The sequence below is a fragment of the Rathayibacter sp. AY1A2 genome (assembly GCF_002930935.1).
Classification (GTDB): domain Bacteria; phylum Actinomycetota; class Actinomycetes; order Actinomycetales; family Microbacteriaceae; genus Rathayibacter.
Map to the genome: position 1 here is coordinate 102,099 of NZ_PSTP01000007.1, position 22,484 is coordinate 124,582.

The following is a 22,484-nucleotide window of genomic DNA, read 5'->3' on the forward strand; positions in this document are numbered from 1 at the left end:
ACCGGCGATCCGCGTGGGAGCGGATCGTCGTGCGCGGTACGCAACCCGCTCTGCGGAACGCGACCACCCTCCCCGGCCGACCGCGGCCGATCGACGACGCAGGAGGAGAGAGGCTCCTGAGCACGGCTGAGCGCAACCGGCGATCCGCGTGGGAGCGGATCGTCGTGCGCGGTACGCGACCCGCTCTTCCCATCGTCCCCACCTCCTGAGGCCGACCGCGGCCGATCGACGACGCAGGAGGAGAGAGGCTATGAGTGCAGCCGCAGCGCCGTCCAGAGCTCGGTGCGGGCGGAGACGTCGTCGAGGTCGAGGCCGAGGGCGCGCTCGACGGCGGTGATGCGGTTGCGGAGGGTGTGACGGTGCACGCCGAGGTCGCGGGCGGCGGGCTCCCAGGCGCCGTTGCGGCGGAGCCAGACGCGGGCGCTCTCGAGCAGCACGGCTCCCTCGGGGGTCAGCAGCGGTGCGAGCATCCGGCGGGCGAGCGGTGCTGCTCCGGCGGCGGCGAGGAGCCCGATCATCCCCTCGGCGGCGACGTCCTCGAACCGGACCACCGGCCCGTCTCCTGTCCGCTCGGCGGCGCGCCGCGCCTCCTCGAGGCCCCGGTCCAGGTCCGACCAGCCGATCGGGGCGGAGGCGCCGGCGCTCGCGCCGTGCCGCTCCAGCACGGCGGTCAGCGGCTCGAGTCCGTCGGCGGCGGCCACGGCGACGAGCGAGCCGTCCCTCTCGGCGAAGAACAGGCGCGCGCCGTCCTCCTCCGCCACGACCTCCAGCTCGTCGAGGAGCGAGTCGCCGTGCAGGGGCGCGCTCAGCACGACCACCCGCACGGGCTCGGCGGGCAGCGGGCTCCCCAGGCGCCGTGCGGTGCTCTCGGCGACGTCGAAGGCTCCCGCGGCCAGCAGCTCGAGCAGTCCGGAGCGCAGCTGCCGGCGGGAGGAGTCCAGCGCGCGCCGCTGCTCCAGCGCGATGCTCGCCAGGGCGATGACGCTCGCGACGAGGTCGCTGCCCGCCGGGTCCAGCGGCGTGCCCGTGCCCACGGCGAGCACCCCGCGCAGGTGGTCGCGGCGCCCGATCGTCTGCAGCGTCACTCCGCCGCCGTCGTCGAGCCGGAGTCCCGCTCGGCTGCCGCGGGTCAGCGCGTGCCTCGCGGCCGCGGCGACCGCCTCCTCCGCCGGCACGTCGAGCCGGGTGGGCAGGTGCACCCTCTGCCCGGCCGCGTCGTAGAGGGCGACCCAGCAGTCCAGCTGCCGCTCCAGCTCGGTGAGGATCGCCGCGAGCCCGTCCGGCCGCAGCGCCGCGCGGGCGACCCGCCGCTGCGCCTCGAGCGACCACTCCAGCCGCTCGCGCTGCTCCCGCGAGATCACGTCGGCGACGAAGCGGATGATCCCCATGAACGGAGTCAGGTCCGCCACCTCCAGCAGCGGCAGGCCCTGGCGCTCGCACGCCGTGACGAGAGCGGCGGGCACCTCGTCGTGCACGATGCGGGTGGCGAAGCCGAGCGCGCGGATGCCGCGGCCGCGCAGCCGGGCGACGTACTCCTCCGAGAACTCGGCGCTGTCGTGCCCGGTGAAGTGGACGCCGTCGGTCAGCAGCAGCTGGCCCGACTCGAGCCAGGGCGTCGGATCGACGAGGTCCGAGGAGTGCGCCCACACCAGAGGGGCGTCGAGATCGGCCTCGTCGTGGACGCCGGCGAGCACGCGCAGGCGGAAGGCCGGTTCGGCCAGCAGATCGCGGACGGTCGCGGGCATGCGCGGCTCCCTTCGACGTTCCGTCCATCGTAGGGTCCGCGGATCGACGGATCCGCACGCCCTCTTCCGAGGCCCGCGCGGCACGATGGGGAGCATGACGTCCTCGACCGCCCCCACCGTCCGCGACAACGCCTCGGTCACCGCCGCCGACCGGTCCCGCGTGTTCCACTCCTGGTCGGCGCAGGGCGCGCTGAATCCGCTGCCGATCGCGGGCGGTCTCGGCGCCGAGGTCTGGGACGTCGACGGCACCCGCTACCTCGACTTCTCGAGCCAGCTCGTGAACGTCACCATCGGCTACCAGCACCCGAAGGTCGTCGCCGCGATCCAGGAGCAGGCGGGCGTCCTCACCACCGTCGGCCCGGCCTACGCGAACGAGACCCGCGCCGAGGCGGCCCGCCTGATCACCGAGCGGGCGCCCGAGGGCATGGAGAAGGTCTTCTTCACCAACGGCGGCGCGGACGCGAACGAGAACGCGATCCGCATGGCGCGGCTGTTCACCGGCCGCGACAAGGTCGTCTCGCTGTACCGCTCGTACCACGGCAACACGGGAGCGGCGATCGTCTCGACCGGCGACTGGCGCCGCATCCCCAACGAGTACTCCCGCGGGCACGTGCACGCCTTCGGGCCCTACCTGTACCGCAGCGAGTTCTGGGCCGAGACCCTCGAGCAGGAGTGCGAGCGCGCCCTCCACCACCTCGAGCGCGTCGTGCAGGCGGAGGGGCCGGAGTCGATCGCCACGTTCCTCCTCGAGACCATCCCCGGCACCGCCGGCGTGCTCACCCCGCCGCCCGGCTACCTCGCGGGTGTCCGCGAGATCGCCGACCGGTACGGCATCCAGCTGATCCTCGACGAGGTCATGGCGGGCTTCGGCCGCACGGGGGAGTGGTTCGCCTTCGACGCCTTCGACGTGCGCCCCGACCTGATCACCTTCGCGAAGGGCGTCAACTCCGGCTACGTTCCGATCGGCGGCGTCGTCATCTCGGATCCGATCGCCCACCACTTCGACGAGCGCGTCTTCCCCGGCGGTCTCACCTACTCGGGCCACCCGCTCGCCGCGGCCAGCGTCGTCGCGACGCTCCAGGCGATGGAGGAGGAGGGGATCGTCGACAACGCGCGCACCATCGGCTCGGAGCACCTGGCCCCCGGCCTGGCGGCGCTCGAGGCGAAGCACGACCTGATCGGCGAGGTCCGGGGCTCCGGAGTGTTCTGGGCCCTGGAGCTGGTCACCGACCGGGCCGCGCGCACCCCGCTGCCGGCGGCCTCCGTCGCCCGCCTCAAGACCGACCTGCTGTCGCGCGGCCTCCTGCCCTTCACCGCCGACAACCGGATCCACGTGGTCCCGCCGGCCGTCATCACCCCCGCCGAGGTCGCCCGCGGCCTCGGCATCCTCGACGACGCCCTCACCGCCTTCAGCGGCTGACCGCACTCCGTTCCGCAGGCGGCGGCGTTCTCGCGGGGCGTATCCGGGGATCCGCGTTCCAGCGGATCCCCGTCGCCGTGCGCGTCCCGCTCCTCGGAACCCGGCCCCGCGCTGGAGCCGACTGCGGGACGCCGCGAAGGCAGCGGCGCCGTCGCGAGGCGTATCCGGGGATCCGCGTTCCAGCGGATCCCCGTCGCCGTACGCATCCCGCTCCTCGAGACCCGGCCGCGCGCTGGAGCCGACTGCGGGACGCCGCTCGGGGAGCGGCGTCCTCGCGAGGCGTATCCGGGGATCCGCGTTCCAGCGGATCCGCGTCGCCGTGGGCGACCCGCTCCTCGGGACCCGGCCGCGCGCTCGAGCCGACTGCGGGACGCCGCGCGGGGAGCGGCGTCCTAACCAGCGGCGTCCTCGCGAGGCGTATCCGGGGATCCGCGTTCCAGCGGATCCGCGTCGCCGTGCGCATCCCGCTCCTCGGGACCCGGCCATGCGCTCGAGCCGACTGCGGGACGCCGCGCGGGGAGCGGCGTCCTAACCAGCACTGTGCAAGGCGAACGCCGTCACGAACCCGAGGACCGCGTACAGCCCGGTGAGCACGTCGTCGCGGTCGAACGCCTCGGGGATCATCGTGTTCGAGATCATGGCGAGGATCGCGCCGGCGGCGACGGTCGTCACGAAGGCCACGACCGCGCCCGGTGCGGTGGCGAAGACCAGGAAGCCGACCAGCGCCGCGGCGGCCGAGATCGCGGCGATCCCGCCCCAGACGGTGAAGACGTAGCGGGCGGAGCGGCCGTCGGCCTTCATGCCGACCGTCGAGGACAGGCCCTCGGGGAGGTTCGAGATCGCGACCGCGGCGACGATGGGCACGCTGATCGCCGCTCCCGCGCCGCCCTGGGCGACCGAGAGGCCGAGCACGATCGATTCGGGGACCCCGTCGATCAGGGCGCCGGCCGCGATGGCCGCGCCTCCTCCTCCGCCCGACCCCTTCGCGCTCTTGCGGTTCCCCGCGCCGGCGCGGGTGAGCAGCGCGTCCGCGCCGACGAAGACGACGGCTCCCGCGAGCGTGCCGAGGATCGTCGGGAGCAGTCCTCCGTCGTCCGCCGCCTCCTGCACGAGCTCGTAGGCGAGCGCCGAGATCAGTACCCCTGCTCCGAAGGCGGAGATCGCGGCGGTGAGCTTCGGGGGCACGCGCACGAACCAGGCGAGCGCGGCGCCGATCAGGAGGGTGGCGCCGCCGATGGCGCCGCTGGCGAGGGCGAGGGTCCAGGGAGGCACGGCTCCACCCTGGCATCGGCGGCGTCCGGTCGCGGCGGGCTTGACGGGGGCGCTCCGGCGGCGCTCGACCCTCCTCCGCCGGCCCCGACAGCTGTCGTGCAGGCGTCGGGCCGCGATGCCCGGCCGATCCTCGGCGATGGAGGGCCGCTCGGGCCGGGCGTCCCCGTAAACTGCCGGAATGGCGGAGTTCAGCGCGAGTGTTTTCCAGAACGAGTTCCTCTCGGACGGCGCCACCGACGTGCACGCCATCGTCACGGTGACCGCGTCCGGCACGGGGGTCGCCGGGTCCGACGGGGCCGCGGCCGAGATCATCATCGTGGACTGCTCCGGATCGATGACCGGCGAGAACATGACGGCCGCGAAGCGCGCCGCCGCCGTGGCCGTCGACCAGATCCTGGACGGCACCTTCTTCGCCGTCGTGGCCGGGTCCGAGCGCGCCGACCGCGCCTTCCCGTACCCCAACGCCACCGTCTCGATGGTGCGGATGGAGCCGGGGGCGCGAGCCGCGGCGAAGGAGGCGATCGGCTACCTCCAGGCCGACGGCGGCACCGCGATGGGCACCTGGCTGACCCTCGCCCGCCAGCTGTTCGCGACCGTGCCGGAGGCGACGCAGAGGCACGCGATCCTCCTCACCGACGGCAAGAACGAGCACGAGTCGCGGATGCAGCTGGACGCGGCGATCCGCGCGGCGTCGGGCGACTTCCAGTGCGACGTGCGCGGCGTCGGCTCCCGCTGGATCGTCGAGGAGGCGCGCACCATCGCGAGCGCCCTGCTGGGCACCGTGGGCCTGATCGCGAACCCGGCCGACATGGCTGCCGACTTCGAGTCGCTGATGCGGGCGTCGATGGGCCGGGGAGTCGCCAACGGCGAGCTCCGCGTCTGGACTCCGCAGGGCGCGCAGCTGCTCTTCGTCCGCCAGGTCGCTCCGAACCTCGAGGACCTCAGCTCCCGGCGGAACGCCGTGAACCCGCTCACCGGCGCCTACCCGACCGGCGCCTGGGGCGACGAGTCGCGGGAGTACCACGTGGCGGTCCGGGTCGCGTCGAAGCCGGTCGGCTCGGAGCAGCTCGCCGCGCGGGTGCAGCTCAGCGTGCGCGACGAGGTGGTCGCCTCCGCCCTGGTGAAGGCGCGCTGGACGGACGACTCCGCCCTGACCGCCCGCATCGACCCCGCCGTCGCCCACTACACCGGCCAGACCGAGCTCGCCTCCGCGATCCAGGACGGGCTTGCGGCCAAGGCGCGGGGCGACGAGGCGACCGCCACGGTCAAGCTCGGGCGGGCGGTGCAGCTCGCCTCCGTCACCGGGAACGACGAGGCGACCGCGAAGCTGCGGAAGGTCGTCGAGATCGACGACCCGAACGAGGGCACCGTGCGGCTCAAGCGCGGCGTGGACCGCCTCGACGAGATGGCGCTGGACACCGCGTCGACCAAGACCACGCGGGTGCGCAAGTGAGCTTCCGCTGCCCCGAGGGGCACACCTCGCAGTCCGGGGACTACTGCGACGTCTGCGGGGCGCCCATCGGTGCCGCTGCGGCCCCGTCGCCCGCTCCCGCCGCGCCGACCACCGCGATCCCGACCGGCCCCTCGGTCTGCCCGCACTGCTCGTTCCCGAACGAGCCCGGCGCCCTGTTCTGCGAGAACTGCGGCTACGACTTCACGACCGGCTCCCTCCCCGAGGCCGATCCGTTCACCTCCTCCGGCGCCGTCCGCGCTCCGGGCGAGGTCGGCGGCTCCGCGACGCCGTCGGGGGACCCGGCCCAGCACCTGGGCGAGGCGCCCGCGCCGCAGGCCGATCCCGCGGCTCCGACCGAGCTGGTCCCGGAGCAGGAGGCCGGCTTCGACACCCCCGTCGCGACCGCGCCGCCCGCCGCTCCGCCGACCGAGGTGATCCCGGAGGCCCCTGCACCCGAGGCCGCAGCCCCCGACCCGGCACCCGGGGCCTCAGCGTCGGAGGAGGCCGCGTCCGCGCCGGCCACCGGCTCCGCCCGCCCCGCCGCCGCCTCCGCGGACCCGGACCGCCCGTGGATCGCCGAGCTCTGGGTCGACCCGGAGTGGTACGCCGAGCAGCGCGCCGACGACCCCATGCCCTCGCCCGGCCCGCCCGCGACCGTCGTCCTCCGCGAGCGCACCCTGCTCGTCGGCCGCCCGTCCGTCTCCCGCGGCATCTCGCCGCAGGTGGACTGCGGCTCCGACTCCGGTGTCTCGCGGCGCCACTGCCAGCTGAGCACCGACGGCTACCGCTGGTGGGTCGAGGATCTGCAGTCGGCGAACGGCACGTACCTCGCCCCGGCCGGGGCGCCGCTCCCGCAGTCGCCGATCGCCGCCGGGCAGCGCCGCGAGGTCGAGGAGGGCGACCGGATCTACGTGGGCGCCTGGACGCGGATCGTGCTCCGTCCCGCGTTCCCCGGCGAGGCCTAGGGCCCCGCGCCCGGTCGGTCAGCGACCGGCGAGCGCTCCGAGCATCCACGACAGCGCCGCGATCGCGCCGACGCCGACCACGCTCGAGCCGATGATCACGGAGCGCCGGATCCGTGCCGCGCGCGAGTCCGAGGCGGTCGGCGCGCCCGAAGCCGAGCCCGTCGTCATCCCGCCGCGGAGCCGGTGCGCGACCTCGTCGGCGGTCGGCCGCTTCTCCGGGTCCCGCTGCGTCATCGAGGTCAGCAGCGCCCGCCACTCCGCCGGCAGGGTGTCGGGCACGGAGGGGCTGCGGTGGAGGCGGGCGATCGCCGCCTCGAGGACGGTGCCCGAGTACTCCCGGTGACCGGTGATCGCCTCGAGGAGGACCAGGCCGAGGGAGAAGACGTCGCTCGCTCCGCTGATCGGCTCGCCCGCGACCTGCTCCGGGCTGACGAAGCTCGCGGTGCCGATCACGACGCCGTCGCTGGTGAGGCGGGAGCCGTCCATGAAGTGCGCCACGCCGAAGTCGGTGAGCTTGGCGGTGCGGGCGTAGCCGCTGGAGGCGACCTCGCTGACCAGGATGTTCGCGGGCTTCACGTCGCGGTGCACGACGCCGCGCTCGTGCAGGTAGGCCAGGGCCTCCGCGAGCTGCGTGCCGATCGCCGCGACCTCCGCCGCCGGGAGGGGGCCGGACTCGAGCCGCGCCTCCATCGTGGGGTCGGCGACGAGCTCCATCACGACGTAGCGGCGGACCTCGCCGCCGAAGTTGTGCAGCCCCGCGTCGAAGAGGTTGACGATGCCCGGGTGGGCGAAGGAGCTCAGCATCCGCACCTCGCGCTCCTGGCGGGCCACGTCCTCGGGGTTCGAGGCCTCCGCGCGGAACACCTTCACGGCGACCTCGCGCTGCACGGTCTCGTCGCGGGCCCGGTAGACCGAGCCCATCCCGCCGGAGCCGATGCGCTCGATCAGGTAGTAGCGGCCGGCCACCTTCTGCTGGGCGGCGTTCGCGGCGACGGTACTCATGGCGATCCCGCCTTCCGCTCGAACGGTGCGCTCCGGAGCGCACGAGGTGGGCGCCTGCGACGACGGTACCGCGGGGCGGCGCCGGCCGGGTCGGCGGAACGGGGGGATTGACACTCCCGGCCCCGGACGGGGGGACGAATGGCCGCTCAGCGCACCGATCCGCACCCCCCCCGCCGCAGGGTCAGCGGAGGCCGCTGCGCGCGAAGCCCTGCACGAAGTAGCGCTGGAACACCAGGAACAGCACCACCATCGGCACGACGTTCACCAGGGCGAACGCCATGGTCGCTCCGTAGTCGCTGCCGAACTGCCCCTGGAGGAAGAGCAGCCCGATCGGGAGCGTGAACAGCGCGTTCTCCTTCAGGGCGATGAGCGGCCAGGCGAAGTCGTTCCAGGAGCCGAGCAGCGACATGAAGAAGAGCACGGCGATGAGCGGCTTCGAGAGGGGGAGGACGATGGCCGTGAACACGCGGAAGTGCCCGGCGCCGTCGATCCGGGCCGCCTCGATCAGGTCCCGCGGGATCGCGAGGATGAACTGCCGCGCCAGGAACAGCCCGAACGCCGATGCCGCCGTCGGCAGGATCACCGCCCAGTAGCTCCCGTAGAGGCCGAGGTCGGTGACGAGCCGGAACAGCGCCACCATGATCACCTGCACGGGCAGGGTGAGCGTCGACAGGGCCAGGAGGAAGAGCACTCCGGATCCGCGGAACCGCAGCTGCGCGAAGGCGTAGCCGCCGAGCAGGTTGATCGTCACGGTGATCAGGGCGGTGACCAGGCTGATCGCGAGGGAGTTGCCGAACCAGGTCGCCACGGGGAACGACGAGAACACGCGCTCGAAGTTCACCAGCGTCAGCTCGCGCGGCCAGAGGCGGAGGGTGCCGCCGAGCAGCTCGGACCGCGAGGAGAACGCGACGACGACCATCCAGTACAGCGGGAAGACGATGACCACCGAGACGGCGAGGGCGAGGGCGAGGCGGAGCAGGCGCGAGGTGCGCGACGTGCGGATCATTCGACGAGGTCCCTCGAGCGGTTGGTGCGCCACTGCACCGCGGTGAAGATCATGGTCAGGATCAGCAGCACGATGCCGATGGCTGCGGCGTAGCCCTGGTCGCGGGTGACGAACCCGGTGTCGTAGGCGTAGGTCACGAGCACCGAGGTCGCGTTCTGCGGTCCGCCGCCGGTGAGCACGAAGACGATGTCGAACACCTGGAACGAGTAGATGACGTTGAGGATGAGCAGGAAGAACGACGACGGGCCGACCAGCGGCAGCGTCACGTGGCGGAACTGCTGCCACGCGTTCGCTCCGTCGAGCCGGGCCGCCTCGTAGAGCGCCGGGTTCACCCCCTGCAGCCCCGCCAGGTAGATCAGCATGTTGAAGCCGGTGCGCCACCACAGGGTGACGAGCACCACGGAGGCGAAGGCCGCCGCTCCGCCGGACTGCCAGGCGATGCGGGGGAGGCCGATCGTCTGGAGCATGCCGTCGAGCACGCCGCTGTTCTCGTCGAAGATCAGCACGCCCATCAGCGCCGTCGCCACGCCGGAGACCGCCATCGGCAGGATGAGGATGCTGCGGAACACCGGCCGCGCGGGCAGCACCGAGTTCATCAGCACCGCCGCGCCGAGGCCCAGCGCCATCGAGAGCGGGGTCACGATCAGGGTGAACAGCGCCGTGTTCAGCGTCGAGCGCCAGAAGAGGCCGTCGCCGAGCAGCCGCGCGTAGTTGTCGAGCCCGACGAAGACGCCGTCGCCGAAGCCGTTCGTGCGCTGGAAGCCGATCAGGAACGCGCCGCCCAGGGGGACGAACACGAACAGGCCGAGCATCAGCAGGTTCGGCGCGAGGAACGCGTAGGCGGCCGCCGTCTCGCGGGCGGGGGCGCGGGAGGTGCGCCGGGGGCGGGCGGTCACCGCCTCCGGCGCGAGGACCGACCGGCTCACTGCGTCGCGGCCGCGATGCCGGCGGTGAGGCCGGCGATGGTGTCCTCGGTGCTGCGCCCGCCGACGAAGGCCTGCTCCAGCTGCTCCTTGAGCACCGTGATGATCGCGGCCATGTCGGGCGAGGCGACCTGCGCCGAGTCGGACGCCTGGACGGTGCCCGCCTGGCCGAGGAACACCTCGGCGAGCTCGGGGCGCACGGCGAACTCGATGCCCGACTCCGTGAGGTCGCGGCGAGTGGGGAGGAGCGAGGCGCCGGCGCAGAAGTCGCGCATCGCCTCCTCCTCCGTCACGAACGCGAGGAAGGAGGCGGCCAGCTCCGGGTTCTTCGCGGCCTTGGTCGCGACGAGGGCGTTGCCGCCGAAGTCGCCGCCTCCGCGCACGTTGCGCGGGGAGTAGGTGGCGCCCCACTCGAAGTCGAGGGTGGAGTCGGCGTCGGGGATGAGGAACGCGCCGGCGAAGGTCATCGCGGTGGTCTGCGAGTACCAGAGGTCGCTGGCGTAGGTGGTCGCCTGCACAGAGCTGCTCGGCGGCACGAGGCCGTCGGTGAAGAAGCTGCGGCTGAAGTCGATCGCGGCGCGGCCGGCGGCGGAGTCGATCGCGGGCCCGGACAGGTCCTCGGTGAGGAAGCGGCCGTCGGCCTGGAAGAGCAGGCTGAGCCAGCGCGTGACGCCGTTGCCCTGCCAGTTGTAGGCGAAGGGGTAGCGCTCGGCGGGGAGCGAGGCGCGCAGCTTCCGCCCGACCTCGGTGAACTCCTCCCAGGTCCACGCCTCCTCGGGCGAGGAGGGGAAGGAGGTGACGCCCGCGTCGGCCAGCACCTGCGTGTTGTAGAGGATCAGCGAGGTGTCGGTGTGGTGGGGGACGCCGAAGGGGCTCCCGCCGCTCTGCACCGCGGCCCAGGCCGGATCGGTGAACCGCTCGGCGACGTCGGAGTCGAGGAAGCCCGACAGGTCCAGGAGCTGGTCGCGGCCGGCGTAGCTGCCGAACGTGTAGTACGGGACCCGGAAGACGTCCGGCGGGTTCCCCGCCTGCAGCTGCGCGTCGATGTTGGTGAACATCTGCTCGTACGGGACCGCGTTGAGGGTCACGGTGGCGCCGGCTTTCGCCGACTGGAACGCGTCGATCGCGCGCCGGAAGCCGGCCAGCTCGGCGTCGGTGCCCCAGGTGGTGAAGGTGAGGGTGTCGCTGCCGGCGCTCGCCGCGGGGCCCGCGGGGGCGAAGCCGCAGCCGGAGAGGACCGGGACGGAGGCGGCGACGCCGAGCGCTCCGAGGAAGCGGCGGCGGTCGAGGACCGCGCGTCCGAGCTGCGAGAGGTCGAGAGCCCCCGCGGGGAGCCCCTTGCTGGTCAGGCCCATGACGGCCTCCTTCCGGGGGCCAGCGGCAGGCTCCCGGGGGCAGGCTATTCCGGCAGGGCCGCGGGAATCGCGGCTGGACGGATCGGCCGATCCATGAGAGGAGCGGCCGATCCGCGCGGCGGGCGTTCAGCCGCGGTGGCCGAGCATCCCCTCGAACGAGCCGTCGAGCGCCCACGGGTCGGGCGTGGAGCCCGAGCGGGAGGAGCGGGCGGCTTGATCGGCCAGCTCGCGTCCGGCGCGCTCGATGCGCGAGGGCAGCGCCCGTCCGTCCTCGGTCGCGCCGCCCCAGTCGTCCGTCGCCGCGAACACGGTGGTCGCGAGGGGCGCCGCGTGCAGGTAGGTGAAGAGCGGGCGCATCGCGTAGTCGACGGCCAGGGAGTGGCGGGGGGACCCGCCCGTGGCCGCCAGCAGCACGGGCAGACCGCGCAGCGCCTCCGTGTCGAGCACGTCGACGAACGACTTGAAGAGCCCGCTGTAGCTGGTGGTGAAGATCGGCGTCACGGCGATCAGGCCGTCGGCGCCGGCGACCGCGTCGAGCGCGGTCTGCAGTGCGGGGCTCGCGAAGCCGGTGAGGAGGTTGTTCGTGACGTCGTGCGCGAGGTCGCGCAGCTCCACGACGCTCCGCTCGACGGCGAAGCCCTGCTCGGCGAGGGAGGACTCGGCGGCGTCGGCCAGGCGGTCGGCGAGCAGCCGGGTCGAGGACGGCTGGCTGAGGCCGGCCGAGAGGACGGTGATCCTGCGGGTGTCCATGGAGAGCTCCTGACTAGACGGTGACGGGCTCGGCCGCGGGCTGCGCGTCGCGCGCGGCCACGAGGGAGGCGTGGGTGGGGGCGTCGGGCACGTGCGCGGGGCGGCCCTCGGCGAAGCCGGCGCGGAGGGCGGGGAGGATCTCGCCGAGCATGTCCATCTGCTCCAGGACGGTCTTCAGCGGGAGTCCCGCGTGGTCCATCAGGAAGAGCTGGCGCTGGTAGTCGCCGACGTACTCGCGGAAGCCGAGGGTGCGGTCGATGATCTGCTGCGGGGAGCCGACGGTGAGCGGGGTCTGCTCCGTGAAGTCCTCGAGCGAGGGGCCGTGGCCGTAGACGGGGGCGTTGTCGAAGTAGGGGCGGAACTGCGAGACCGCGTCCTGCGAGTTCTTCGCCAGGAAGATCTGCCCGCCGAGGCCGACGATCGCCTGATCGGCGGTCCCGTGGCCGTAGTGCTCGAAGCGCTGGCGGTAGAGCTGCACCATCTTCTGGGTGTGCGAGGCGGGCCAGAAGATGTGGTTCGCGAAGAAGCCGTCGCCGTAGTAGGCGGCCTGCTCGGCGATCTGCGGGGAGCGGATCGATCCGTGCCACACGAACGGCGCGACACCGTCGAGGGGGCGCGGGGTCGACTGGAAGCCCTGGAGGGGAGTGCGGAACTGGCCCTCCCAGTCGACGAAGTCCTCGGTCCACAGGCGGTGCAGCAGGTCGTAGTTCTCGATCGTCAGCTCGATGCCGCGGCGGATGTCCTTGCCGAACCACGGGTAGACGGGGCCGGTGTTGCCGCGGCCGAGCATCAGGTCGACGCGGCCGCCGGCGAGGTGCTGGAGCATCGCGTAGTCCTCGGCGAGCTTCACGGGGTCGTTCGTGGTGATGAGGGCCATCGCGGTGGAGAGCGTGATCCTCTCGGTCTTCGCCGCGAGGTAGCCGAGCGTGGTGGTGGGGGAGGAGGACCAGAACGGCGGGTTGTGGTGCTCGCCCAGGGCGAAGACGTCGAGGCCGATCTCCTCCGCCTTCAGCGCGATCGCGAGGGTCGCCTGGATCTTCTCGGACTCGGACGGGGTCCGTCCGGTCGTGGGGTCGGTCGTGATGTCGCTGACCGTGAAGATGCCGAACTGCATCAGGCGCTCCTTCTGTCCTCCGGCCCGGTGGGGCCTGGTCCATGCGTTTGCATGTACATCCTCATTCAACCACGTGCGGCCGGATCTATTCCCGAGATCCCCGGGCCTCCGCCGGGCTGTCGCAGGACGGCGGAGGCGCCGTGCCCGGACGTCGCCGACCCGCCCCGCTCGCCCCGCGGCCGCCCGAAACATCCCCGCAATACGCCCCGCACTAGAGTCGTGCCATGGGTGACCTCTTCGACGGATACGGGTCCCAGAAGGTCGAGCGGCCCGACACGGGCGCCACCCCCTGGGACGAGATGTTCGCCGACGTGGCGTCGACCGGAGGCCCCGACGGGGTCCGCGGCGCCTATCGCGACATCTACTCCTCGCTCGCGCGGATGACCCAGGAGGAGCTGCGCGGCCGCACCGACGCGCTCGCCTCCTCCTACCTCGCGCAGGGCGTCACCTTCGACTTCGCGGGGGAGGAGCGGCCGTTCCCGCTCGACGCCGTCCCCCGGGTGATCGAGCGCGCCGAGTGGAACGAGGTGCAGACCGGCATCAAGCAGCGGGTCCGTGCTCTCGAGGCGTTCCTCGCCGACGTCTACGGCCCGCAGAACGCCGTGGCCGACGGCGTCATCCCCGCCGGGCTCATCTCGAGCTCCAGCCACTTCCACCGGCAGGCCGCGGGCATCGTCCCCGCGAACGGCGTGCGGATCCAGGTGTCCGGGATCGACCTGATCCGCGACGAGAAGGGCGGCTGGCGGGTCCTCGAGGACAACGTCCGCGTGCCCTCCGGCGTCTCCTACGTCATCTCGAACCGCCGGGTGATGGCGCAGACGCTGCCCGAGCTGTTCGTCTCGATGCGGGTGCGCCCGGTCGGCGACTACCCGAACAAGCTGCTGCAGGCACTGCGCGCCTCCGCCCCCGACGGCGTCGACGACCCGACCGTGGTCGTGCTCACTCCGGGCGTCTACAACTCCGCCTACTTCGAGCACACCCTCCTCGCCCGCCTCATGGGCGTCGAGCTGGTCGAGGGCCGCGACCTGTTCTGCACGGGCGGCAAGGTGTTCATGCGCACCACCTCCGGCCCGACCCGGGTCGACGTGATCTACCGCCGCGTGGACGACGAGTTCCTCGATCCGCTGCAGTTCCGCGCCGACTCGATGCTCGGCTCACCCGGGCTGATGCTCGCGGCCCGGCTCGGGAACGTCACGATCGCCAACGCGGTCGGCAACGGCGTCGCCGACGACAAGCTCGTCTACACCTACCTGCCCGACCTCATCCGCTACTACCTCTCGGAGGAGCCGGTGATCAAGAACGTCGACACGTGGCGGCTCGAGGATCCGGGAGCGCTCGAGGAGGTGCTCGACCGCCTCGACGAGCTCGTCGTGAAGCCGGTCGACGGCTCCGGCGGCAAGGGCCTGGTCGTGGGGCCGGCCGCCTCGGCGAAGGAGCTCGCGGAGCTGCGGTCCCGCCTCCAGGCCGACCCGCGCGGCTGGATCGCGCAGCCGGTCGTGCAGCTCTCCACCATCCCCACCCTCGTCGACGACGGGATGCGCCCCCGGCACGCCGACCTGCGGCCCTTCGCCGTGAACGACGGCACCGACGTCTGGGTGCTGCCCGGCGGCCTGACCCGCGTCGCGCTCCCGGAGGGGCAGCTCGTCGTCAACTCGTCGCAGGGCGGCGGATCGAAGGACACCTGGGTGGTCGGCCTCGAGGAGGCGCGCAGCGCCGAGCCCGAGGCGCGCGACATCCAGGCGCTCGTCGCCGAGCAGGCCGCTGTCACCAGCTCCATCCCGATCGTCTACCCGCTCAACCACACGCCCGACCACTCGCCGCAGGACGCGCCGAACACCGACCAGGACCAGCAGCAGCAGCAGACGCTCGCGGCGGGGGAGGACGACTGATGCTCTCCCGGATCGCCGAGTCGCTGTTCTGGATCGGCCGCTACATCGAGCGGTCCGACGGCACCGCCCGCATCCTCGACGTCCACCTCCAGCTCCTGCTCGAGGACCCGTGGATCGACGAGGACACGGCCTGCCGCTCGCTCCTGTCGGTGATGGGCTCGACCCCGCCCGACGACATGGGCGAGATCACCCGTGCCGACGTGCTGGCGATCCTCGCGATCGACCGCACGAACCCCGCCTCGATCGCCTACTCGCTCGGCGCGGCCCGCGAGAACGCCCGCCGGGCGCGCGAGATCGTCTCGACCGAGCTCTGGGAGTGCCTCAACACCACGCGCACCCGGATGCCGCGCCGCGTCTCGGGCGAGCGGGTGTCGGAGTTCTTCAGCTGGGTGAGGGAGCGCTCCGCCCTCGCCGTCGGCATCATCGAGTCGGCGACCTCGCGCGACGAGGCCTGGCAGTTCTTCACGCTCGGCCGCTCGATCGAGCGCGCCGACATGACCGCCCGCCTGCTCGCCACCCGCTCGCTGACCGAGGCGAGCGGCCCCTCCTGGACCACGATCCTCCGCTCCTGCGGCGCCTACGAGGCGTACCTGCGCACCTACCGGGGCGTGCCGAGCGCGCGGAACGCGGCCGAGTTCCTCCTCCTGGACCGGCTGTTCCCGCGCTCGATCCTCTTCTCGGTCTCGCGGGCGGAGGCGTGCATGCGCGACATCGAGCCGCGCACCGGCCGCATCGGCCACTCCGGCGACGCGCAGCGCGTCCTCGGGCGGATCCGCAGCGAGCTGGAGTTCCGGCCGATCACCGACATCCTCGAGGACCTGCCGCGGCACATGGACAGCGTGCAGGAGGCGACCTCGGCCGCGTCCGAGGCGATCCGCCAGCGGTACTTCCCCACCAACGTCATGCCGAGCTGGATCGGGGAGGCGCTGTGAGCAGGCTGCGCATCAGGCACACCACGGGCTTCACCTACGCGGGGGACGTGGTCGCGTCCTACAACGAGGCGCGGATGCTCCCCGCCTCCTCGGACGGGCAGCTGGTGCTGTTCTCGAACCTCGACATCCGGCCGGTGACCTCGGTGCACGCCTACACCGACTACTGGGGCACCCGCGTCTCGTCGTTCGACGTGCTCGACGCCCACCGCGAGCTCTCGCTGACGGCGACCTCGCTCGTCGAGATCCGGCCGAAGCAGCACCCCGACCACCCGACCGGGTGGGATCAGCTGTCCGAGCAGGTCGAGACGCGCACCGAGTACGTGGAGCAGTCGAAGCAGACCCACCGCACCGCGCCGCCGGAGGACCTCTCGGCGATGGCGCGCTCGCTCGCGGACGAGGCGGCCGGGCCGTGCGAGGCCGCGCTCACGATCGCCGAGACGATCGGCCGGGCGATGACCTACCGGCAGGGCGTCACCGGCGTGCACTCCACCGCGACGGAGTCGTGGACCGCGCGCGAGGGCGTCTGCCAGGACATCACGCACATCGTCCTCGGGGCGCTGCGCTCGGTGGGCATCCCGGCGCGCTACGTCTCGGGCTACCTGCACCCCAAGCCGCACGCCGAGATCGGCGAGACCGTGGTGGGGGAGTCGCACGCCTGGGTCGAGTGGTTCTGCGGAGGAGCGTGGCGCGGCTACGACCCGACGAACCTGATCGACATCGGCGACCGCCACGTCACCGTCGGCCGGGGGCGCGACTACAACGACATCGCGCCGCTGCGCGGGGTGTTCGCCGGGCCCCGCTCGTCGAAGCTCTTCGTCCGCGTCGAGATCACCCGCGAGGCCTGAGGGCGGGTGGCGGACGCGCCCGGCGTCGGGGGCGACCCGTCGAGTGGGCGGTCCGCGGATCCGCCCGGCGTGCGGACCGGCCGACGGAGCCTAGGCGCGCGGGCGCAGCAGGGGGACACCGCCGGTCGCCGGCAGAGCCTCCGGCTCGGGGGCCGCGAGCCGGGCGGCGCGGCGCAGACGGAGGTGGAAGGCGAGTCCGATGGCGGCCGCCGCGATCCCGGAGGCGGCGCCGACCAGCATCGCCTGGCGCGGACCGTAGGCGTTCGCGACCCAGCCGATCAGCGGTGCGCCGATCGGGGTGCCGCCGACGAAGATGGCCATGTAGAGCGCCATGACCCGGCCCCGCATCTCGGGGGCGGTCGAGAGCTGCACGTAGCCGTTGGCCGAGGTCATCAGCGTCTGCGCCGCGATGCCGACGAAGGGGAGCAGGATCGCGAACGCCCAGACCGTCGGCATGACGCCGGCCAGCGCGAGCGCGACGCCGAACGCCGCGGAGGCGCCGACGATGAGCCGGAGCCTCGGGCGGTCGCGGCGAGCCGAGAGGAGCGCTCCCAGCACCGAGCCGACGGCGATGGCGGAGGAGAGCAGGCCGAACTCGCTCGCCCCCATGTCGAACTCGACGGTCGCCATCGTCGAGGCGAAGATCGGGAAGTTCAGGCCGAAGGTGCCGATCAGGAACACGATCGCGAGCACCACGAGGATGTCCGGCCGCTTCGACACGTAGCGGAACCCCTCCAGCAGCGCACCCGGGCCGCGCGTGGCGCGCGGGGCGCTGCGGAGCTGGTCGCGGTGGAGTGCGCGCAGCGAGAGCAGGACGGCGAGGAAGCTCGCGGCGTTGAGGAGGAAGACCCAGCCGGAGCCGACCGCGGCGATGAGCACGCCCGCGAGGGCCGGTCCGATCATCCGCGCCGAGTTGAAGGAGGCCGAGTTCAGCGAGACGGCGTTGGTGAGGTCGCGCTCCTCGACCAGCGCCGAGACGAACGTCTGGCGCACGGGCGCGTCGATCGCCGCGGCGAAGCCGAGCAGCAGGGCGAAGAGGTAGACCATCCAGAGCTGGACGACCCCGGTCACGACGATGAGCCCCAGGCCGAGCCCGAGCGCGCCCATCGCGCCCTGGGTGGCCATCAGGAGCTTCCGCCGGTCGAAGCGGTCGGCGATGAAGCCGGAGAAGGGGACCATCACGAGCTGCGGTCCGAACTGCAGCGCCATGGTCACGCCGAGCGCCGTCGCGTCGTGGTCGGTCAGGTCGTTGATCACGATCCAGTCCTGGGCCGTGCGCTGCATCCAGGTGCCGACGTTCGAGACCATCGCGCCCGCGAACCAGATGCGGTAGTTCGGCACGGCGAGGGAGCGGAACATCGCGCTCATCGGTCGGCCACCGCGCGCAGGACCGCCGCCGCGTCGTGGAGGAGGCGCAGGTCCTCGGGAGGGAGCTCCTCGAGGCGCGCCACGAGCCAGGCGTCGCGGCTGCGGCGCACGTCGAGCACCAGTGCGGTGCCGGCCTCCGTGGGGCGGATGCGGGTGACGCGGCCGTCGGCGGGGTCGGCCAGGCGCTCCGCGAGTCCTTCGTCGACCAGGCAGCCGACCGTGCGGGTCATCGACGGCGGGCGGACCCGCTCCGCCTCGGCCAGCTCGCCGAGGGTCTTCGCGCCCTCGCGGTGCAGGAGCGCGAGCACGCTGAACTGCGGATCGTTGAGCTCGTGCTGGGCCTTCTCCTGCCGGAGCCGCCGTCCGAGCCGGCCGACCGCTGCCCGCACCTCGCCGGCGAGGGAGGTCAGCGGGAGATCGGTCTGCGGGGTGTCGGTCGGAGGGGTCTCGGTCTGCAGGGTCTCGGTCTGCAGGGTCTCGGTCGATGGCACATAGTTAGCCTAACAAAAGAACTGCCGCTCAGGCGGAGGTCCGCGCGGTCCGCACCGCCCCGATGCTCGCGGCGACCACGAGCGCGATCCCGACGGCCTCGACGGCGCTGAGGCGCTGCCCGAGCACGAGGAAGCCCGAGAGCGCGGCCGCCCCGGGGGAGAGCGACATCAGGATCGAGAAGGTCGAGGAGCGCAGGCGCCGCAGCGCCAGCAGCTCCAGCGCGTAGGGCACCGCGGAGGAGAGCACCGCCACGGCGAGCCCGAGGAGCAGCACCGGCGGCACCACCAGGGCGGGCCCGGCGGAGGCGAGGCCGAACGGCAGCGACACGATCGCGCCGGCCGCCAGCGCCAGCGCGAGCCCGTCGATCCCCTGGAACCGCCCGCCGGTGCGGCCGGCGAAGACGATGTACGCGGCCCAGAGCACTGCGGCTCCCAGCGCGAAGCCGACGCCGACCGGGTCCAGCGCCGAGAACCCGCCCTGCGACAGGGTCACCACTCCGGCCAGCGCGAGCACCGCCCAGACCAGGCTCAGCACGCTCCTCCCGGCGATCACCGAGAGCGTCAGCGGCCCGAGCACCTCGAGGGTGACGGCGGCGCCCTGCGGGATCCGGGCGATGGCCTCGTAGTAGCAGGCGTTCATCCCGCCGAGGGCGAGACCGTAGGCGGCGACGGTGGCCCAGTCGCTCCGGCTGTGGCCGCGCAGCCGCGGACGGCAGACCAGGAGCAGCACGACGGCCGAGAACACCAGCCGGAGCGTGACGGTGCCGATCGGCCCCGCGGCGGGGAAGAGCAGTACGGCGAAGGAGGCGCCCAGCTGCACGCTCGCGACCGACCCGAGCACCAGGCCGATCGAGCCCGCGCTCGCCGGGCGCCGCTCCGGAGCGGCCGCTGCGCTCAGCTGGAGCGCCGCTGCGTCTGGACGGGCGGGACGTTGTAGCCGAGCAGGCCGACGCCGGTCGCGTCCCAGCGCAGCGTGGTCAGCGAGACGTTGTCGACCACCGGGAAGGTGTGCCGGTACGTCTCCGGGTTGATGCCGAGATAGGCGCACAGCAGGAGGCGGATGAGCGTGCCGTGCGCGACGACGAGCACCCGGCCGTCGGGGTGCTCGCGGTGGATGCGCGCGAGTGAGGTGTTCGCGCGGGCGACGGCGTCGAGGCCGGACTCGCCGCCGGGCATCGGCTGGATGGCCGGCGCCGCGACCCACGCGTGGTACTCGTCCGGGAAGCGCTTCTCCATCTCGTCGGTGGTCAGCCCCTCACCGCGGCCGAAGTCGACCTCGACCAGCGCCGGGTCGGGCTGCAGCTCGAGGTGGGCCGCCCGCGCGGCGGGCACGGCGGTGCGCACGGCCCGGACCAGGGTGGAGGAGTACACCGCCTCGAGGTCGGCGTCGACGGCCCAGGCGGCCAGAGTCGCCGCCTGGTCCTGGCCCCGGGGGGTCAGCGCGATGTCGGAGGAGCCCGCGAAGCGGTTCTCGGAGTGCCAGACAGTCTCTCCGTGCCGGGCGAGGATCAGGGTCGTCACCCCCTGAGCCTACCGACCGCGCGGGCCCGCGGGCCCCGCGCTCAGGCGGCGGGAACGCCGTAGTGCGCGTCGACCATCACCGGGAGGTGGTCCGAGACGCCCTGGGGCAGCGTGGAGACCCGCTCGATCCGCACGGAGTCGCTGATCGCGAAGTCGAAGTGGCCGCTGAAGTAGCGGTAGCGCGCGTAGGTGGGGGAGTCGCTCCGCGAGACCAGGTAGCCGTTCCGGGTCATCCGGCGGTCGAGTCCGCGGAAGAACCACGGGTAGTTGTAGTCGCCGACCATCAGGGAGGGGGTGTCCGGCGCGTACTCGCGCAGCCGGTTCAGCGCCTCGTCGATCTGCTTGCGGCGCAGGGCGTTGCCGGCCGAGAGCGGGGCGGCGTGGAAGGAGGAGACGGCGATCGATCCGCCGTCGCGGTCGTCGAGGCGGACGGCCAGCAGGCGCTCGTGAGCGGGGGACATCACGCGGTCGTGCATGGACTTGCTGAGCTCGAACGCGGCGCTGCCGGAGAGTTCGAAGCGGTCCTGCGAGTAGTAGACGGCCAGGCCCAGGCGGTTGCGGGCCGTGACGGACGCGAGCCGGAGCGAGCCCACCTCCTGCGGCAGCTTCGTGGTGTCGCACTCCTGCAGGCACAGCACGTCGATGTCGTGGCGGGCGGCGAGGGGGGCGATCTCGGCGTGCGCTCGGTGCTCCCGGAGGTTGTAGGAGATCACGCGGAGGGCGCGTTCGGTCGGCTGCATTTCGCCAGTGTAGGGCGCGCCGACCGAGCGCCGGCCGACCCTCCGGCGAACACGGAGGGACCTCCTCGGAACGCGGTCGGAACGTTCGCCGACCGGCCGGGGAGGTCCCTCGCGGAGCCGTGTCAGTGCTGCTCGGTGCCCGAGGCGTCGGTCTCGGCGTCGGTGCCGTGGACGCCGTCGGTGGGGCCCCAGTCGGGCAGCGGGGGGTTCTGCTCCTCGCCGTCGGCGCCGACGCCGTCGGCCAGGGGGGAGGCCGCGCCGCCGACCTCGTCGAGGCCCGCGGAGGTGCCGGTCTCGGTGGCGGGGTCGGGCGTGCGCGCGCCGTCGGTCGTGTCGGTGCCGTCGGTCGTGTCGGTGGGGGTGGGCTCGATGTCGTAGTCGGAGCTGCTCATGTCCCGACGCTACGACTCCGCCGCCCGCGGGGGCACCCCCTTGCGCTCCCGCGAACGACGGAGGCCCCCCGCACCGGGAAGGTGCGAGGGGCCTCCGAAGGGGGAGTGCTCAGCGTCCGTAGGCGGAGGCGGCGGGGCAGTCGAACGGGTCGCCGCCGGCCGACAGGCCGACCTTGTTGAGGTAGCGGACGACGATCGCGTACGACTCCATCAGCGAGGTCTCGGTGTAGGGGATCTGGTGGGTGGTGCAGTACTCCTTGGCGATGACCTGCGCACGGCGCAGCGCCGGGCGGGGCATGTTCGGGAAGAGGTGGTGCTCCACCTGGTAGTTGAGGCCGCCCATGTAGAGGTCGGTGAACCAGGTGCTGCGGATGCTGCGCGAGGTGAGGACCTGGCGGCGGAGGAAGTCGACGCGCGCCTCCTTCGGCAGCAGCGGCATGCCCTTGTGGTTCGGCGCGAACGAGGCGCCCATGTAGAGGCCGAAGACGCCCAGCTGCACGCCGACGAAGGCGAACGCCATGCCGAGGGGGAGGGCCCAGAAGACGACGGCGAGGTAGAGGCCGACGCGGGTGACGAGCATGGTGATCTCGACCCAGCGCTTGTCGACCTTGCCCTTGCCGAACACGGTGCGGAAGCCGTGCAGGTGCAGGTTGAGGCCCTCGAGCAGCAGGAGCGGGAAGAACGCGTAGCCCTGGCGGCGGGTGAGCCAGGCGTAGAGGCCGCGCGAGCGGGCCGCGTCCTCGGCGGTGAAGGAGACGACGTCGCGCTCGATGTCCGGGTCCTTGCCCAGCACGTTCGGGTTCGCGTGGTGGCGGCTGTGCTTGGTCATCCACCAGGAGTAGCTGATGCCGACGAAGAGATTCGCGAGGGTGCGGCCGGCGATGTCGTTGGCCTTGCCGGACTCGAACACCTGGCGGTGCGAGGCCTCGTGGGCGAGGAAGGCGAACTGCGTCAGCACGATGCCGAGGGCGGCGGCGAGCAGGAGCTGGAACCAGGAGTCGCCCAGCAGGACGAAGCCGGTGACGATGCCGCCGAGCGCGAGGACCAGCGCGCCGAACATCGTGTAGTAGAAGCCGGTGCGGCGGCGGAGGAGCCCCGCGTCGCGGACCGTGCTGAGGAGACCGGAGTACTCGGTCGTCGGGTTGACGCGGCCGTCGGCGCGCGGACGGGTGCGGACGACGCGGGGGGCGCCTCCGGTGACGGACGTGGTGGTGGGGGTGCTCATCGGCGCCTCGCTCTTCGTGGTGACCGTCGGCGTCGACGATCTCTCGGTGAGCGATCCCGACGGGGGCGGTCCGCTC

21 protein-coding genes are annotated in these 22,484 nt (G+C 72.9%); 6 read left to right on the forward strand and 15 right to left on the reverse strand.

Annotation, left to right across the window (positions count from 1 at the left end; translation table 11 throughout):
- Positions 1 to 248 precede the first annotated feature (248 nt).
- Positions 249 to 1,745: a PucR family transcriptional regulator gene (locus C5B93_RS08645; protein ID WP_181068364.1), complete on the reverse strand. Its 1,497-nt coding sequence runs from the start codon at positions 1,743 to 1,745 to the stop codon at positions 249 to 251.
- A gap of 94 nt (positions 1,746 to 1,839) precedes the next feature.
- Here C5B93_RS08645 and C5B93_RS08650 point away from each other — a divergent pair, with 94 nt between their 5' ends.
- Positions 1,840 to 3,165 carry an aspartate aminotransferase family protein gene (locus C5B93_RS08650; RefSeq protein ID WP_104292245.1) on the forward strand — a complete coding sequence of 442 codons (1,326 nt, stop codon included), beginning with the start codon at positions 1,840 to 1,842 and terminating at the stop codon, positions 3,163 to 3,165.
- A gap of 528 nt (positions 3,166 to 3,693) precedes the next feature.
- Here C5B93_RS08650 and C5B93_RS08655 read toward each other — a convergent pair.
- On the reverse strand, positions 3,694 to 4,437 hold the full coding sequence (locus C5B93_RS08655) for a ZIP family metal transporter (RefSeq protein WP_104223842.1): 744 nt from the start codon (positions 4,435 to 4,437) through the stop codon (positions 3,694 to 3,696).
- 178 nt (positions 4,438 to 4,615) lie between these two features.
- Between C5B93_RS08655 and C5B93_RS08660 the strand changes: the two genes are divergently transcribed.
- Together C5B93_RS08660 and C5B93_RS08665 are read left to right on the forward strand one after the other, a co-directional pair.
- A complete protein-coding gene (locus C5B93_RS08660; RefSeq protein ID WP_104223843.1) occupies positions 4,616 to 5,890 on the forward strand; it encodes a VWA domain-containing protein in 1,275 nt (424 codons plus the stop codon).
- Positions 5,887 to 6,855, forward strand: coding sequence for an FHA domain-containing protein (locus C5B93_RS08665; RefSeq protein WP_104292246.1), 969 nt, complete (start codon positions 5,887 to 5,889; stop codon positions 6,853 to 6,855). Before C5B93_RS08660 ends, C5B93_RS08665 begins: the two co-directional genes overlap by 4 nt.
- 18 nt (positions 6,856 to 6,873) lie before the next feature.
- Here C5B93_RS08665 and C5B93_RS08670 read toward each other — a convergent pair whose 3' ends face one another.
- The 6 genes from C5B93_RS08670 to C5B93_RS08695 all read right to left on the reverse strand — a co-directional run bounded on the left by C5B93_RS08670 (position 6,874) and on the right by C5B93_RS08695 (position 13,005).
- Positions 6,874 to 7,857, reverse strand: a complete 984-nt coding sequence (locus C5B93_RS08670; RefSeq protein ID WP_104223845.1) for a serine/threonine-protein kinase — start codon at positions 7,855 to 7,857, stop codon at positions 6,874 to 6,876.
- A 181-nt stretch (positions 7,858 to 8,038) separates the two neighbouring features.
- Positions 8,039 to 8,863: a carbohydrate ABC transporter permease gene (locus C5B93_RS08675; protein WP_104233145.1), complete on the reverse strand. Its 825-nt coding sequence runs from the start codon at positions 8,861 to 8,863 to the stop codon at positions 8,039 to 8,041.
- Positions 8,860 to 9,759, reverse strand: a complete 900-nt coding sequence (locus C5B93_RS08680) for a carbohydrate ABC transporter permease (RefSeq protein WP_244229482.1) — start codon at positions 9,757 to 9,759, stop codon at positions 8,860 to 8,862. The genes C5B93_RS08675 and C5B93_RS08680 overlap by 4 nt, the downstream gene beginning before the upstream one ends.
- A gap of 26 nt (positions 9,760 to 9,785) precedes the next feature.
- A complete protein-coding gene (locus C5B93_RS08685; protein WP_104292247.1) occupies positions 9,786 to 11,141 on the reverse strand; it encodes a sugar ABC transporter substrate-binding protein in 1,356 nt (451 codons plus the stop codon).
- A gap of 126 nt (positions 11,142 to 11,267) precedes the next feature.
- A complete protein-coding gene (locus tag C5B93_RS08690) occupies positions 11,268 to 11,891 on the reverse strand; it encodes an FMN reductase (RefSeq protein ID WP_104292248.1) in 624 nt (207 codons plus the stop codon).
- A 13-nt stretch (positions 11,892 to 11,904) separates the two neighbouring features.
- The gene (locus C5B93_RS08695) at positions 11,905 to 13,005 is read right to left on the reverse strand and encodes an LLM class flavin-dependent oxidoreductase (protein WP_104226200.1); all 1,101 of its coding nucleotides are present in this window, start codon (positions 13,003 to 13,005) and stop codon (positions 11,905 to 11,907) included.
- A gap of 224 nt (positions 13,006 to 13,229) precedes the next feature.
- Between C5B93_RS08695 and C5B93_RS08700 the strand changes: the two genes are divergently transcribed.
- Genes C5B93_RS08700 through C5B93_RS08710 form a run of 3 tightly spaced genes read left to right on the forward strand, consistent with a single transcriptional unit; the run spans position 13,230 to position 16,671 of the window.
- On the forward strand, positions 13,230 to 14,894 hold the full coding sequence (locus C5B93_RS08700; protein ID WP_104223850.1) for a circularly permuted type 2 ATP-grasp protein: 1,665 nt from the start codon (positions 13,230 to 13,232) through the stop codon (positions 14,892 to 14,894).
- A complete protein-coding gene (locus tag C5B93_RS08705) occupies positions 14,894 to 15,826 on the forward strand; it encodes an alpha-E domain-containing protein (protein WP_104292249.1) in 933 nt (310 codons plus the stop codon). Before C5B93_RS08700 ends, C5B93_RS08705 begins: the two co-directional genes overlap by 1 nt.
- A complete protein-coding gene (locus C5B93_RS08710; RefSeq protein WP_104292250.1) occupies positions 15,823 to 16,671 on the forward strand; it encodes a transglutaminase family protein in 849 nt (282 codons plus the stop codon). Before C5B93_RS08705 ends, C5B93_RS08710 begins: the two co-directional genes overlap by 4 nt.
- A gap of 90 nt (positions 16,672 to 16,761) precedes the next feature.
- On the opposite strand, the gene C5B93_RS08715 is transcribed toward C5B93_RS08710, so the two are convergent.
- From C5B93_RS08715 to C5B93_RS08745, 7 genes are all read right to left on the reverse strand, one after another.
- The gene (locus C5B93_RS08715) at positions 16,762 to 18,039 is read right to left on the reverse strand and encodes an MFS transporter (RefSeq protein ID WP_104246866.1); all 1,278 of its coding nucleotides are present in this window, start codon (positions 18,037 to 18,039) and stop codon (positions 16,762 to 16,764) included.
- Complete coding sequence (locus C5B93_RS08720) at positions 18,036 to 18,530, reverse strand: MarR family winged helix-turn-helix transcriptional regulator (protein ID WP_258068180.1); 495 nt, start codon at positions 18,528 to 18,530, stop codon at positions 18,036 to 18,038. The genes C5B93_RS08715 and C5B93_RS08720 overlap by 4 nt, the downstream gene beginning before the upstream one ends.
- Before the next feature lie 28 nt (positions 18,531 to 18,558).
- Positions 18,559 to 19,371, reverse strand: coding sequence for a DMT family transporter (locus C5B93_RS08725; RefSeq protein WP_244229480.1), 813 nt, complete (start codon positions 19,369 to 19,371; stop codon positions 18,559 to 18,561).
- A gap of 53 nt (positions 19,372 to 19,424) precedes the next feature.
- A complete protein-coding gene (locus C5B93_RS08730; RefSeq protein ID WP_104223854.1) occupies positions 19,425 to 20,051 on the reverse strand; it encodes a histidine phosphatase family protein in 627 nt (208 codons plus the stop codon).
- 41 nt (positions 20,052 to 20,092) lie between these two features.
- The gene (locus C5B93_RS08735; protein ID WP_104223855.1) at positions 20,093 to 20,791 is read right to left on the reverse strand and encodes an endonuclease/exonuclease/phosphatase family protein; all 699 of its coding nucleotides are present in this window, start codon (positions 20,789 to 20,791) and stop codon (positions 20,093 to 20,095) included.
- A gap of 122 nt (positions 20,792 to 20,913) precedes the next feature.
- Positions 20,914 to 21,183, reverse strand: coding sequence for a hypothetical protein (locus C5B93_RS08740; protein WP_104226203.1), 270 nt, complete (start codon positions 21,181 to 21,183; stop codon positions 20,914 to 20,916).
- 109 nt (positions 21,184 to 21,292) lie between these two features.
- Positions 21,293 to 22,408, reverse strand: a complete 1,116-nt coding sequence (locus C5B93_RS08745; RefSeq protein WP_104292262.1) for an acyl-CoA desaturase — start codon at positions 22,406 to 22,408, stop codon at positions 21,293 to 21,295.
- Positions 22,409 to 22,484: the final 76 nt, after the last annotated feature.

Bases quoted from the DNA above. Each gene is read 5' to 3' on its own strand.
- C5B93_RS08700 (WP_104223850.1), top strand. From the start codon at position 13,230: ATGGGTGACCTCTTCGACGGATACGGGTCCCAGAAGGTCGAGCGGCCC.
- C5B93_RS08735 (WP_104223855.1), bottom strand. From the start codon at position 20,791: ATGCAGCCGACCGAACGCGCCCTCCGCGTGATCTCCTACAACCTCCGG.
- C5B93_RS08695 (WP_104226200.1), bottom strand. From the start codon at position 13,005: ATGCAGTTCGGCATCTTCACGGTCAGCGACATCACGACCGACCCCACG.
- C5B93_RS08660 (WP_104223843.1), top strand. From the start codon at position 4,616: ATGGCGGAGTTCAGCGCGAGTGTTTTCCAGAACGAGTTCCTCTCGGAC.
- C5B93_RS08670 (WP_104223845.1), bottom strand. From the start codon at position 7,857: ATGAGTACCGTCGCCGCGAACGCCGCCCAGCAGAAGGTGGCCGGCCGC.
- C5B93_RS08645 (WP_181068364.1), bottom strand. From the start codon at position 1,745: ATGCCCGCGACCGTCCGCGATCTGCTGGCCGAACCGGCCTTCCGCCTG.
- C5B93_RS08650 (WP_104292245.1), top strand. From the start codon at position 1,840: ATGACGTCCTCGACCGCCCCCACCGTCCGCGACAACGCCTCGGTCACC.
- C5B93_RS08745 (WP_104292262.1), bottom strand. From the start codon at position 22,408: ATGAGCACCCCCACCACCACGTCCGTCACCGGAGGCGCCCCCCGCGTC.
- C5B93_RS08740 (WP_104226203.1), bottom strand. From the start codon at position 21,183: ATGAGCAGCTCCGACTACGACATCGAGCCCACCCCCACCGACACGACC.
- C5B93_RS08715 (WP_104246866.1), bottom strand. From the start codon at position 18,039: ATGAGCGCGATGTTCCGCTCCCTCGCCGTGCCGAACTACCGCATCTGG.
- C5B93_RS08705 (WP_104292249.1), top strand. From the start codon at position 14,894: ATGCTCTCCCGGATCGCCGAGTCGCTGTTCTGGATCGGCCGCTACATC.
- C5B93_RS08685 (WP_104292247.1), bottom strand. From the start codon at position 11,141: ATGGGCCTGACCAGCAAGGGGCTCCCCGCGGGGGCTCTCGACCTCTCG.
- C5B93_RS08690 (WP_104292248.1), bottom strand. From the start codon at position 11,891: ATGGACACCCGCAGGATCACCGTCCTCTCGGCCGGCCTCAGCCAGCCG.
- C5B93_RS08675 (WP_104233145.1), bottom strand. From the start codon at position 8,863: ATGATCCGCACGTCGCGCACCTCGCGCCTGCTCCGCCTCGCCCTCGCC.